Consider the following 11,876-nt stretch of genomic DNA (forward strand, 5'->3'; position numbering starts at 1 on the left):
CCTGCGGCTGGCCCGCCGTACGTACGCGGACGCCGGCATGGCGCCCAACCGCAGTCGGCTGATCACCGGACGCGCGCTCGACGTCCTGCCCAGGCTCACTGACAGCGCCTACGACCTGGTCTTCTGCGACGGGGACCAGCGTGAGGCCACCGACTACCTCAACCAGGCCCTCCGGCTGCTACGGGCGGGCGGCATCGTGGTCTTCACCGGCGCGCTCGCCGGCGGACGGGTTGCCGACCCCGACGCCCGCGACGCCGAGACCACCGCGGCCCGGGAGCTGGTCACCGCCGTCCGTGACGACAGCCGGCTGACCCCCATGCTCCTGACCACGGGCAACGGCGGCCTCCTGGTCGCCGTGGTCGCCAAGTCCTCACCGGTCGGTTAGACCGGGCCGGTCGTTCGGCCAGGCTGTTTCTGCCGCTCGCGCAGCCAGGCCGGCTTCAGGCCGGTTTTTCGTCCTTACGTGTTTTCCGCACCTTCGCGCGACCGGGCCGTTCCGGACGGATGCCGGTTTACCCGGCCAGTGATCCAGATGGCTTCCCGCGTGATGGGACATCCGTCGGACACGACCCGCGCCGGACCTGACCTATGCCGTATCGGCATAGGTCACCGGGCTGCCGGCAACGCCATGGCAGGGCTCAGGAGGCCAGCCAGGCCAGGAGAGTACGTACGCCCCAGCCCGTTCCGCCCTTGCTGATCTCACCGTCGTCGGAGTCGGACCGGGCGGTGCCGGCGATGTCCAGGTGTGCCCAGGGCAGGCCACCAGTGAACTCCCGCAGGAAGAGCGCGGCCGTGATCGACCCGCCGGAGACGTTCAGCGCGGTACCGGTGTTCGCCAGGTCGGCCACGGTGGACTCCAGCGCCGGCCGGTAGTCCTCGACCAGCGGGAGACGCCACACCCGTTCGCCCGCGTCCGCCGCCGCGGACGAGAGCTGATCGGCCAGGACCTCGTCCGAGGCGAACAGGCCGGCCGTCCGGCGGCCCAGGGCGATCGCGATCGCGCCGGTGAGGGTCGCCAGGTCGACGATCGCGTCCGGTGCCAGGGTGGCTGCGTAGGCGAGCCCGTCGGCGAGCACCAGACGCCCCTCGGCATCGGTGTTGAGCACCTCGACGGTGGTACCGCCCCAGCAGGAGATGACGTCCCCAGGCCGCAGCGCACCCCCGTCGATCATGTTCTCGGCGAGGCAGAGCAGCGCGGTGACGCGTCCGGGAGCCCGCAGGGCAGGCAGCGTCACCACGGTCGCGAGGATGGCCGCCGCGCCGGACATGTCGGTCTTCATGGCGGTCATGGACGTCGCGGGCTTCAGCGACAGGCCACCGGAGTCGAAGGTGATCCCCTTGCCCACCAGCACCACGTGCCGGGCGTCCACCGGCGTCCGCTGCCCGGCCGTCGCGGGGCCGTCGGTCGAGGAGCCATCGGTCGAGGGGGCGTTGTACGTCAGCCGCACCAGCCGCGGTGAGCGCGTCGAGCCCGCGCCCACCGCGACCAGCCCACCGAAGCCCTCGTCAGCCAGCTCGTCGGGGCCAAGTACCTCGACGTCGAGGCCGGCGGCCCGGGCGAGCTCGACCGCGCGGTCGGCGAACCAGGCCGGTGACTTCAGCAGGCTCGGCGTATTGATCAGATCACGGGCGAGGTGGACGGCACGAGCGGTCGCGTCGGCGGCGGCGAGCGACGCTCGCAGATCGGCGTCCCGCGGATCCGCGACGATGAGGGTCACCTCACGCAGGATCTTCGACGGCTCGTCGGCGACGTCGGACCCGGCACCAGCGGCAGCCTCGGTGCCGGCAGCGACCGGCTCGACAGTGGCAGGCTCGACAGTGGCAGGCCTGGCAGCGGCTGGCTCGACGGTGGCGCTGCCGGCGCCGAGGCCATCGACGTGCCCCGCTGTGCCGCGCGGGGCGTTCGCCTCACCCACCGCGGCGGTCGGGCGCCCGGAAGCGGCAAGCGGTCGGTAGGAGGCCAACGCCAGACCCTCGGCAAAGGCCCGCGCGGCGGCGGCGTCGACACCGGCGTGGGCGTCCGCGAGCACGGCGGCCCGGTCGGCCGGCCCGGCCCGGCGAGCCAGCGCGGCACCAGCGGCCCGCCACGCCGCCGCGTCCCGTCTGCCGGCTCCCACCAGCAGCAACTTACGTGGGCCGGCAGCACGCCCCAACGGGATAGCGATCACCTCGGCCTGGTCGCCACTGGCGCGTTCCCCGGCAAGCAGAAGATCAAGATCTATGCCGAGCGACTCGCCGACCGCGCGTCCGGCCGGGGTGACGACCGCGAACGCACCCGCGTCCTCCCGCGGGAGGGTCAGCAAAGCCAGGACCGGCGCACCGGCGTCCAGCGGGGCACCGGCCCACGGCCTCACAATCGGTGGGCGGGCAGCAGCCCAACCGCTGTCCACAACGTCAGACACGCTGGCTGCGCATGCTTAGCCGGCCGCCGACTTCAACGCGTCCCCAAGATCTTTCGCTTCGTCAGGCAACAGCTCCACCACGAGACGGCCACCCCCTTCGAGCGGGACGCGCATGATTATGCTGCGCCCCTCTTTGGTGACCTCGAGCGGACCGTCACCCGTCCGCGGCTTCATGGCCGCCATCGGTGCACCTCTTCCTGCCGTCGGACCTGCTACCACCAGCGATTATCCCGGAGAACAGGCCGGGAACCGAAACACGTCACCCCGCAGCGCCACAACAGACACAGGCTGACAGGTCCGCAAACCACCAAAGACACCCCCGGACCGCCAACACGAACACGATTCAAACCAACACCCACGATAAGGACACCGCGGACGACGGGAAAGCCACCACAGTGTCGCCCGCACGCCACCCACGGCGGTGCGACACGACAGCAGCCCCACGAACAGCCCCACGAACAGCCCCACGCCTCACGCCGCATCCAGGGCCTGGCAAGCGGGCGACCCGGCGCGGGCAGGGAGCCAGTAACCCTCCAGCGTACGGCCGCTGGTGGGCGTCAGCCCGATGGCGGCGCGGGCAGGGAACTGTGCGGGCTGTCCGGGGTGTTCGACGGACGCCGTGTGCCGGCGGTGTCGGTCGGCTGGTGGGTGTCCGCGGTGTCCGGGCCCTCGGCCTGGCCTCTCCAGCCGCCCTGGCCCGTGCCCCGGGCGGACCAGGGGTAGCGATCGAGTCGGGCGAAGGAGGCCAGCCGGACCATCTCCTCGTCCCGTCGCGCGAGTTCGGCGTCGCGCCAGGCGAGCTCGTCGGCAAGGCGCGCGAGCACAGCGTCCACGTCAGCCATTCGGTATCCCCGCAACGCCATCTCGAACCGGATACCGGCCACATCGTCCGCGGACACCGTCGGTGACGGCAGGCGCTGGTCAGCCGCGTCGCGCGGAGCAGGCGACAATCGGTCGAACCTGCCCACCGCCAGGGCCGCGACGGCGAAGACGATGGCGGCGACAACCACGATCTCGACAGCGAGCAACACCCAACGATCGTTACACGGTCGGCAGAGTTCCGCCGCATGTGCCACCCCGTCCGCATGCGTACACGGTTGCCAGGCTGCTCGGAGAGGTCCGTGATGCGCGCCGGCCCCTGCTCACAGCCGTGCGGCGGCCAGGCCGTGGCGTTGGCCCAACGACCGGGGCGCGGGCTCCCGCCCACGGTCGCGTGGCGGTCCGTGGGCGGGTGACCGGTTAAGCTGGACTGGATGTCCACCGACGTCGAAACCGCCGCTGCTCCCGGAGCACCGAACGCTTCCGGAGCACCGGCCGGCCCCCTCCCGGTGCTCCCCGCGGGCTGTGGCGGTGACCTGCGGCTCGGTTCGTTGACGTTCCACCCGGCCGACCTGGTGATCATGGCGATCGTCAACCGGACACCGGACTCCTTCTTCGACCGGGGCGCCACCTACGGCGAGCGCGAGGCGCTGGCCGCCGTCGACCGCGCGGTCGCGGAAGGCGCCCGGATCGTCGACATAGGCGGGGTCAAGGCCGGCCCTGGTGAGCATGTCGACGCGGCCGAGGAGCTGCGCCGGGTCGGCGGGTTCGTCGCGCTGGTCCGCGCCAGGCACCCCGACATCGTGATCAGCGTTGACACCTGGCGCGCCGAGGTCGGCCGGATCGTGGCGGCCGAGGGCGCCGACCTGCTCAACGACGCGTGGGGCGGCGTCGATCCCCAGCTCGCCGAGGTCGCCGCCGAACACGGGCTGGGCCTGGTCTGCACCCACTCCGGGCACCAGCCGCCGCGTACCCGCCCGCACCGGGTCACCTACGACGACGTGGTCGCCGACATCGTCGCCACGACGACCGGGCTCGCCGAACGCGCCAGAGCGCTCGGTGTGCGACCCGAGGCCATCATCGTCGACCCCGGGCACGACTTCGGCAAGAACAGCCGCCACTCTCTGGAGGCGACCCGCCGGCTGCCCGAACTGGTCGCCACCGGATGGCCGGTGCTCGTTGCGCTGTCGAACAAGGACTTCATCGGCGAGGTCCTCGACAGCCCTGTGACGGAGCGGCTGGAAGGCACCCTGGCCGCGACCGCGGTGAGCGCGTGGCTCGGCGCCAGGATCTTCCGGGCCCACCAGGTGGCACCGACCCGGAAGATCCTGGAGACGGTGGCGGCGATCCGCGGCACCCGCGATCTCGCCGTCTCGCGCCGGGCTCTCGCGTAGCGCCGGGCCGAACGTGACGCGGTCCGCCGTCCGTCCGTGTCCTCGCGTTACGGCAGGCCCGTTCCGGGGCCATCCCGGATGCCCGTCACGAGGACCGGACTGTCCGATTCCCGACACACCTCCTCGGACGTTACGATGCCGCCGCTTCGCCACCTATTCTTGGCCTGATTATTACGGAATGGTTGTGGATGTGAATCCCGTATGTCACCACGAGCCGGATCCGCTCTGATTACCGGGTGCCGGGATGCCGCCAGCCCGCGGCCACGCGCAGCCCGGAGTCGGGCTCGACTTCGGGCCGGCGCCAGGTACGGCGCGGAGTTCCAGCATCCGGCACGAAGGCAACGAGTGGCGGACGGTCGTTCTCCGGCGCCGTCGGGTCATGGCATATTCCAGACCACGCGCCCACGTCCACCACTTGTTGTCGGATGTCATTTCAACGGACACCTCGCGGGCCCCGGCCCTGGGGTAGGATTCACTTCTGCCACCGGACGTCAAGATCTTTTCATACATGTCGAGGGGGCTGACCAGTGTCCTTCGAGTTCGACAGCCTGTTCAACTTCCGGGATCTTGGTGGACTGGCGCTGGACGACGATCAGGCTACCCGGCACGGGCTCGTGTTCAGGTCGGACGCGCTGCACGGCCTGTCGACGAGTGATCGCGGCTACCTCCTGGACGAAGCGGGAATCGGTGTAATCATCGACCTGCGAACAGCCGAGGAGGCCGACGGCGACGGACTCCAGGACCAGCGCATCTTCCCGGAACTCGAGACATACCATCTCTCCGTGATGCCGGAGGGCCGGATCGGCCGCGAGCCGTTTCCCGACGGTCGCGATCCCGTGGCACTCGCCGAGGGCTACTACAAGAACCTCGTTGAAGGCGCACCCACCATCGGGAAGGTTTTCGGCATCATCGCCGACTCCCTGGACAGGAACATCCCCGTCCTTTTTCACTGTGCCGCCGGCCGGGACCGGACCGGTCTCATAGCGGCCATTCTCCTGAGCCTGGTCGGGGTCAGGAACGACGAGATCGCACGGGACTTCCTGCGCAGCAATCACCATGCGCACCACATCGCCGCCCGGCTGGAGCAGAATCCACTGTACGGCGCGTCGAGCACGACCGGGCTCGGCCCGGCGCTGCTACAGGCCCAGACCATGGACATATTCCTCGACCTGCTGCGGTCACGAAACGGCGGTGCCCTGACCTGGGCGACTTCGACCGGCATACCCACGCCGATCATCGACGCGCTGCGCGTCGGCCTCGCCCCGGGTATTACGGGCATGACCGGCTGATTCGTACGGCCGATCCTTCGTACAACCGATTCGCGTCATGACGCTGACGCGAATCGGCCATCGGATGTCCGGACCGGGCTTCGAGACGCGCCGGCGCGCTCACGGCCGGCCGGGGCCGGCGGCCGGCCCGGTCAGGTAGCGGCGTAGCACGTCCTCGGCAGTGTCGATCAGCTCCAGTTCGACGCGTTCGTCCCGGGTGTGAGCCAGATTGGGATCACCCGGGCCATAGTTGAGCGCCGGGATGCCGAGGGCCGCGAACCGGGCCACGTCCGTCCAGCCGTACTTGGCGACGGGCGTGCGCCCCACCGCCCGGACGAACGCGGCCGCGGCCGGCGCGGTCAGCCCGGGCAGCGCACCGGCCGCGCTGTCGGTCAGCTCCACAGGGAACCCGTCCAGGGTCTCCCGAACGTGGTCGAGCGCCTGGGCAACGTCACGGTCCGGAGCGAACCTGTAGTTGACCAGAACCTCGCACACGTCCGGAACGATGTTGCCGGCCACGCCGCCGGTGATCCGCACGGCGTTGAGGCCCTCCCGGTAGACACAGCCGTCGATCGTCACCGTCCGCGGCTGGTAGCTGGCGAGCCGTTCCAGCAGCGGCGCGGCCCGGTGGATCGCGTTCTCCCCGAGCCATGACCGGGCCGAGTGCGCCCGGCGTCCCGGCACCGTGACGGCCACCCGCAGGGTGCCCTGGCAGCCGGCCTCGATCTCGCCCGACGTCGGCTCCAGGAGCAGCGCAAGGTCGGCGTCCAGCCAGTCCCGATGGTTCGCGGCCAGGCGGCGCAGGCCGTTGCGGACGGCGTCGACCTCTTCGTTGTCGTAGAAGACCCAGGTCACGTCGTGCGCGGGAACGAAGCCCACGGACGGCGTGGACGCGGCGGTACCGACAGACCCCACGGAGCCCGCGAGGACGGCCGCCAGCCGCAGCATCACAGCCACCCCGGCTTTCATGTCCGAGGTCCCGCATCCGTACAGGTGCCCGTCCGCCAGCCGGCTGGGCAGGTTGTCCGCGATCGGAACGGTGTCCAGATGCCCGGCGAGCAGCACCCGGGTCTGCCGGCCCAGCTCGGTCCGGGCCACGACCGCGTCGCCGTCACGGTCCACCCGCAGCCCGCCGAGGCCGGTCAGGGCCTCCTCGACCGCGTCCGCGAGCGTACTCTCGGCCCCGCTCGGCGAGGGGATGTCGACGACAGCGCGGGTCAGCTCCGTCGCTGACAGGCTCAGATCAAGGCGCATGCCCGGGCCCACGTCGCTTCGTCTCCCCGGCTCAGGGGGCGACACCGTGCTCCCGCAGGACGTCGTTGAGCGCGAGCTTGTCGTGGATCTCCCCTTCGGCGAGTGTCCGCAGCACAAGGACGCACGGCAGCGCGTAGTCCCCGCCGGGGAACGACTTCACCCGGCTGGACCCGACCGCGACCGCCCGCTCGGGGATCTCGCCCCGGGGGTACTCCTCGCCGGTGTTCGCGTCGAAGACATGGGTGGACGCGGTCAGGATCGCGCCCGCGCCGAGCTTCGCGCCGCGACGCACCCGCGCACCCTCCACGACCATGCACCGGCTGCCGATGAACGCGTCGTCCTCGATCACCACCGGCTTCGCGTTCGGCGGCTCCAGCACCCCGCCGATGCCGACGCCGCCGGACAGGTGCACCCGACGGCCGATCTGCGCGCAGGAGCCGACCGTCGCCCAGGTGTCGACCAGGGTGCCGGCTCCGACGTATCCGCCGATGTTGGTGTAGCTCGGCATGAGCACCGCGCCCGGTTCGACATACGCGCCCCAGCGGACGATCGCGCCCGGTACCACCCGTACCCCGTCGAAGGACGTCTTCAACGGCACACGATCGTGGTAACGGAAGTCGCCGGCGGCGGACTCGGCCATCGGCAGTACCCGGAAGGCGAGCAGGATGGCGCGTTTGGCCCGCTCGTCCACGACGACCTCACCGGTGTCGGTGACGTGGGCGACCCTCGCCTTCCCCGTGTCCAACAGATTGACCGCTTCGACCACGACGTCATACACGGGACGGCCGTCCGGTGCCTCGGACGCGTCGGGATTCTCCCACAACGTGTCGATGGCGGGGTCGATGGCGGTGTCAGAAACCGTAACCGAGGTGCTCACGGTCACGACCTTAACGAGGCGGCCAGCGGCTGCCCAACCGGTTGACTCCCCGGCTGGCTCCTCCGGCCCCTCCCAGGCCGGCCTGGGAGCACGGTCGGCCCATCCGACGGAGATCCCCACATCGCGGCCCGGAGACACACCAGAAGCTCCTCGGAAGATGACCAGAAGACCGCCAGCAGACCGCTGACACGACGTCGGCGTCCACCGGCCACCCGCTTGCCATCTGCTGCTATGGTCACCGCGATCACAATTCGGGACGTCCCCGACGAGACTCGTGACGAACTCGCCGCCCGGGCCGCGCTCAGCGGCCGTTCCCTGCAGGAGTACCTGCGGTCCCAGCTGTACGAGCCGTTCGCCACCCGGGTGTGGGAACTACGGGAGAACATCACCGCGTACGACGGATGGTGCGTGGCACTCGCCGAGTCACTGGGCGCCAGGCTCGCCACCCCGGACCTCCGGCCGGCCAGGACCATTGGCCCCCGCTGCGCCTTCACAACCCCGTGAACCACCCACCACGACCAGCCCAGAAGGCCCAGCGCCGCGTCCCGGCCCCACAAACCATCCCAAAAGACACAGAAGGATGTGAATCCACCGCTGTCATCACAGCACCGGATTCACATCCATACTCAGCTACCGGCCGGCCCGGGCCGGATTAGCAACCCCCGCCCTCGCTGCATACCGAAGACATAACACAGTCCGTTACACCCCCTCGCGGATCGTCAACAGGCGATCCGCGAGCCACCCACCACGACCAACCAAAGAGGCAGGGGTCCCCAAATTGTGCCAAAGGCACAATTTGGGGGTTACCGGATGTCCGGTGGTTCTGCTGTGACCTGGACGCCGTGCCCGCCGTTGCCGTCGTAACCGGCATCGTTGTAGGCAGCCCTGTCGTAGGCGGCCTTGTCGTAGGCAGGATTGTCATGGCCGGAGGTGCTGTAGCCGGGGGCGTCGTAAGTGGGCCAGGTCGCGACGGGAAGCGCTCCCGTGCCGGTGGAGCGGGGCTGCGGGCCCCGTACCGGCTGGCCCGCGGGCGGACGAGGTGCGGACGGCTGATGGGCCGCCGACGGAGGCGCCGAGGAAGGAGCCGTCACCGGGTGTGCCCCGGTCGTACGGGCGTCGGGGTGGTATCCCCCCACGGACGGCGCGGGAGCCTGCGGCGGCGGCAGCACTGCCATCCGCTCCGGAACGGTGGCGATCTGCGCGTCCGGCCCGGTCAGGGCGATCCGCACGTGCCGGCGGCCGACCTCACCGTAGAACACCCCGGGGGCGACGAGCACACCCACCGTGGCCAGCGCGTCCACGGTGGCCCACGCGTCCTCGCCGCGGGTCGCCCACAGGTAGAGCCCGGCCTCGCTGTGCTCGATCGTGAAGCCGGCGACCGCCAGTGCCGCCGCGAGCACGGCCCGGCGGTTGGCGTATCGCGCCCGCTGCTCGGCAACGTGCATGTCGTCGGCCAGGGCGGCCGTCATCGCGGCCTGGACCGGCGTGGGCAGCATCGCGCCCGCGTGCCGGCGGACCTCCAGCAGGCCCGCCACCAGCCGGGGATCTCCGGTGACGAATCCGGCCCGGTAGCCGGCGAGGTTCGACCGTTTCGACAGCGAGTGGACGGCAAGCAGCCCCTCGTGCGAGCCGCCGCAGACGTCCGGATGCAGCACCGAGACGGGACGGGCCTCCCAGCCCAGCTCGATGTAGCACTCGTCGCTGGCGACGACGATGCCGTGCTCCCGGGCCCAGCCGACGACGGCGCGCATCTCGTCCACGGTCAGTACCCGCCCGGACGGGTTGGCCGGGGTGTTCAGCCACACCAGCCCCACGCCGTCCGCCGGGCCCAGGACAGGTTCGCAGCGGGCCAGCAGGGCGCCGACCTCGTACGTCGGATAGGCCGGGGTCGGGATCCAGACCCGGTCTCCCGGGCCGAGCCCGAGCTGGCCGGGCAGCTGCGCGACCAGTTCCTTCGTCCCGATCACCGGCAGCACGGCGGACGGGTCTACGATCACGCCCAGCCGGCGCGCCAGCCAGCCGGCGGCGGCATCCCGCAGCTCGGGCGTGCCCGCGGTCGTCGGATAGCCCGGCGCGTTGGCCGCCGCGGCCAGGGCATGCTGAACGACCAGCGGTGTCGCGTCCACTGGTGTGCCGACGGAGAGGTCGACCAGCCCGTACGGATGGGCACGGGCCTTCTCCGCGAACGGGGTCAGCGCGTCCCAGGGGAAGTCAGGCAGCCGCACACGGCGGTGACGGGCCTGCCGAAGCCCGGTGGCCGCGGCAGGCCCCACGGGCCCGGTCAGGACTCGGCCTGCGGCGCCAACGTGGCGACGCTGGGCGGGTCGAAGTCGAGCGCCCCCACCTTCGACGCCCCGCCCGGCGAGCCGAGCTCCTCGAAGAACAGGGCGTTCGAGTCCGCGAAGCCCTTCCACTGGTCAGGCACGTCGTCCTCGTAGTAAATGGCCTCCACCGGGCAGACGGGCTCGCACGCTCCGCAGTCGACGCACTCGTCAGGCTGGATGTAAAGCATCCGTCCGCCCTCGTAGATGCAGTCGACCGGGCACTCCTCAATGCAGGCCTTGTCCTTCACATCGACGCAAGGCTCCGCGATGACGTAGGTCACCGGTTGTTCCTCCTCGGCTCACGGGCGACTGATTCCTTAGTATCGACCTGAACGGTTCCGTGTCGACACCAAGGGCGTTCGCTTGTCGTGTATGTCGTCCGTATCACTCCTGCTGACGCCGGCGCCAGGGTATCGATCCGCCAACGGGTCGCCGGGCCCCTGCCACTGACCGACGTCGTGGGGGAGCTGCTGTCCTGGACCGATCACTGCCTGACGATACGCACCAGGGACGGTTCTATCGTGAGAGTCGCCGAAACAGATCTGGTCGCCGGGCGGCGGGTCCCGCCACAGCCGGTACGCCGGTCCAGCTCGGAGCAGGCCGCGGGGCAGACGGAGGCGAACCCGCAATGACCGTACGGACACGACGCCAGTTTGCCGAAGCCGTCCGACAGGAGCCCGTCGATCTCGGCCTGGCCTGCCTGCTGATCGCGGCCGAGGCCGAGCCGGGCCTCGACCCGGTGCGGGAGCTCGCCCAACTGGATGCGCTGGCCGCGCAGACCGGCCGTCTCGCCGATGTCACCGTGCGGGATCCCGACAGCGTCGGCGGTCCTGGCGGCCCGGCCGGCGGCACGGCTGGTGGTGTGGCCGGCGGCGCTGGTGGCGCGGCCGGCACGGCGGAAGGGCCGACCGCCGGCCAGACACTCGCCGGCCTGGACGTGCGCACCGCCGCCGAGATCCTGCGGCAGTCGCTCGGCGTACAGGGCAGATTCCACGGTGATCCCACGGACTACGACAGCCTGTACGCCTCCTTGCTGAGCTCGGTGCTCCGCCGCCGGCGCGGTCTGCCGATCATGCTGTCCGTGGTCTGGGTGGAGGTCGCCCGCCGCCTCGGCATCCCGGCCTATCCCGTCGGGCTGCCCGGGCACGTCATCGTCGGTATCGGTTCGCCCAGCCGGAACGTCCTGGTCGACCCGTTCTGTGGCGGCCGGCTGATCACGGTGCACGAGGCCGCGGAACGGGTCCGCTCCACCGGGGTGCCGTTCACCCGCGCGTACCTCGCGCCGATGAGCCCGGTGGATCTGCTGATGCGGGTGCTGGGCAACATTCGGGTCTGGGCTGCCCGGACGGAGGCCACCACGACGCGGCTGTGGGCCGTCGAACTGTCCCTGCTGCTGCCCCATCACCCGGTGCACCTGCGCCGGGAGCGCGGGGAACTGCTCGTCCGTCTCGGCGACTTCCTGGGCGGCGCCGAGGATCTCACGGCGTTCGCCGACGCGGTCGGGCCGTTGGAGCCGGCCGCCGCGGCGGCCGCCCGCG

General features: G+C 70.9%; 14 protein-coding genes (2 of these 14 only partly in view). 7 read left to right on the forward strand and 7 right to left on the reverse strand.

All coding sequences use genetic code 11. The features are described from left to right. Together FrCorBMG51_RS34325 and FrCorBMG51_RS34330 are read left to right on the forward strand one after the other, a co-directional pair. Positions 1–102: the final stretch of an O-methyltransferase gene (locus FrCorBMG51_RS34325; protein WP_275452033.1), read on the forward strand. Its footprint begins 306 nt before the window's first position; the window shows 102 of its 408 coding nt (coding positions 307–408); the start codon falls outside the window, past its left edge; its stop codon occupies positions 100–102. Continuing rightward, positions 38–385 carry an O-methyltransferase gene (locus tag FrCorBMG51_RS34330; protein WP_275452034.1) on the forward strand — a complete coding sequence of 116 codons (348 nt, stop codon included), beginning with the start codon at positions 38–40 and terminating at the stop codon, positions 383–385. Before FrCorBMG51_RS34325 ends, FrCorBMG51_RS34330 begins: the two co-directional genes overlap by 65 nt. A 253-nt stretch (positions 386–638) precedes the next feature. Here FrCorBMG51_RS34330 and FrCorBMG51_RS00435 read toward each other — a convergent pair whose 3' ends face one another. The 3 genes from FrCorBMG51_RS00435 to FrCorBMG51_RS00440 all read right to left on the reverse strand — a co-directional run bounded on the left by FrCorBMG51_RS00435 (position 639) and on the right by FrCorBMG51_RS00440 (position 3,433). Further along, entirely contained in the window at positions 639–2,402 is a 1,764-nt protein-coding gene (locus FrCorBMG51_RS00435) for a leucyl aminopeptidase family protein (protein WP_052914183.1), read from the reverse strand. Between the two features lie 15 nt (positions 2,403–2,417). Continuing rightward, a complete protein-coding gene (locus FrCorBMG51_RS25970) occupies positions 2,418–2,585 on the reverse strand; it encodes a DUF3117 domain-containing protein (RefSeq protein ID WP_013872340.1) in 168 nt (55 codons plus the stop codon). Between the two features lie 374 nt (positions 2,586–2,959). After that, entirely contained in the window at positions 2,960–3,433 is a 474-nt protein-coding gene (locus FrCorBMG51_RS00440) for a DivIVA domain-containing protein (RefSeq protein WP_047221172.1), read from the reverse strand. A gap of 222 nt (positions 3,434–3,655) precedes the next feature. On the opposite strand from FrCorBMG51_RS00440, the gene folP reads away from it, so the two are divergent. After that, a complete protein-coding gene (gene folP, locus FrCorBMG51_RS00445) occupies positions 3,656–4,615 on the forward strand; it encodes a dihydropteroate synthase (protein ID WP_047221173.1) in 960 nt (319 codons plus the stop codon). 527 nt (positions 4,616–5,142) lie between these two features. Further along, on the forward strand, positions 5,143–5,904 hold the full coding sequence (locus FrCorBMG51_RS00450; RefSeq protein WP_047221174.1) for a tyrosine-protein phosphatase: 762 nt from the start codon (positions 5,143–5,145) through the stop codon (positions 5,902–5,904). Positions 5,905–6,003: 99 nt separating this feature from the next. On the opposite strand, the gene dapE is transcribed toward FrCorBMG51_RS00450, so the two are convergent. Continuing rightward, positions 6,004–7,137 carry a succinyl-diaminopimelate desuccinylase gene (gene dapE, locus FrCorBMG51_RS00455; protein ID WP_047221175.1) on the reverse strand — a complete coding sequence of 378 codons (1,134 nt, stop codon included), beginning with the start codon at positions 7,135–7,137 and terminating at the stop codon, positions 6,004–6,006. A 31-nt stretch (positions 7,138–7,168) separates the two neighbouring features. After that, positions 7,169–8,014 (reverse strand): 2,3,4,5-tetrahydropyridine-2,6-dicarboxylate N-succinyltransferase, encoded by an 846-nt coding sequence (locus FrCorBMG51_RS00460; protein WP_047221176.1) that lies wholly within the window; start codon positions 8,012–8,014, stop codon positions 7,169–7,171. 231 nt (positions 8,015–8,245) lie between these two features. Here FrCorBMG51_RS00460 and FrCorBMG51_RS29190 point away from each other — a divergent pair, with 231 nt between their 5' ends. Continuing rightward, positions 8,246–8,518: a FitA-like ribbon-helix-helix domain-containing protein gene (locus FrCorBMG51_RS29190; protein WP_047221177.1), complete on the forward strand. Its 273-nt coding sequence runs from the start codon at positions 8,246–8,248 to the stop codon at positions 8,516–8,518. Between the two features lie 299 nt (positions 8,519–8,817). Here FrCorBMG51_RS29190 and dapC read toward each other — a convergent pair whose 3' ends face one another. Both dapC and fdxA read right to left on the reverse strand, forming a co-directional pair. Then, the gene (gene dapC, locus FrCorBMG51_RS00470) at positions 8,818–10,239 is read right to left on the reverse strand and encodes a succinyldiaminopimelate transaminase (protein ID WP_047221269.1); all 1,422 of its coding nucleotides are present in this window, start codon (positions 10,237–10,239) and stop codon (positions 8,818–8,820) included. A gap of 56 nt (positions 10,240–10,295) precedes the next feature. After that, on the reverse strand, positions 10,296–10,619 hold the full coding sequence (fdxA, locus tag FrCorBMG51_RS00475) for a ferredoxin (RefSeq protein ID WP_013872332.1): 324 nt from the start codon (positions 10,617–10,619) through the stop codon (positions 10,296–10,298). A gap of 87 nt (positions 10,620–10,706) precedes the next feature. Between fdxA and FrCorBMG51_RS33350 the strand changes: the two genes are divergently transcribed. Further along, positions 10,707–10,970, forward strand: coding sequence for a putative acetyltransferase (locus tag FrCorBMG51_RS33350; RefSeq protein WP_047221178.1), 264 nt, complete (start codon positions 10,707–10,709; stop codon positions 10,968–10,970). Continuing rightward, positions 10,967–11,876 carry the 5' portion of a transglutaminase family protein gene (locus FrCorBMG51_RS00485; protein ID WP_047221179.1) on the forward strand. Its footprint extends 56 nt past the window's final position, so 910 of the gene's 966 nt are visible here — the first part of the coding sequence; its start codon is at positions 10,967–10,969; its stop codon lies beyond the right edge, outside the window. Before FrCorBMG51_RS33350 ends, FrCorBMG51_RS00485 begins: the two co-directional genes overlap by 4 nt.

The organism is Protofrankia coriariae, assembly GCF_001017755.1.
GTDB lineage: Bacteria > Actinomycetota > Actinomycetes > Frankiales > Frankiaceae > Protofrankia > Protofrankia coriariae.

Coding starts and splice junctions, on each gene's coding strand:
- dapE (WP_047221175.1), bottom strand. CDS start 7,137: ATGCGCCTTGATCTGAGCCTGTCAGCGACGGAGCTGACCCGCGCTGTC.
- FrCorBMG51_RS25970 (WP_013872340.1), bottom strand. CDS start 2,585: ATGGCGGCCATGAAGCCGCGGACGGGTGACGGTCCGCTCGAGGTCACC.
- folP (WP_047221173.1), top strand. CDS start 3,656: ATGTCCACCGACGTCGAAACCGCCGCTGCTCCCGGAGCACCGAACGCT.
- FrCorBMG51_RS34330 (WP_275452034.1), top strand. CDS start 38: ATGGCGCCCAACCGCAGTCGGCTGATCACCGGACGCGCGCTCGACGTC.
- FrCorBMG51_RS29190 (WP_047221177.1), top strand. CDS start 8,246: ATGGTCACCGCGATCACAATTCGGGACGTCCCCGACGAGACTCGTGAC.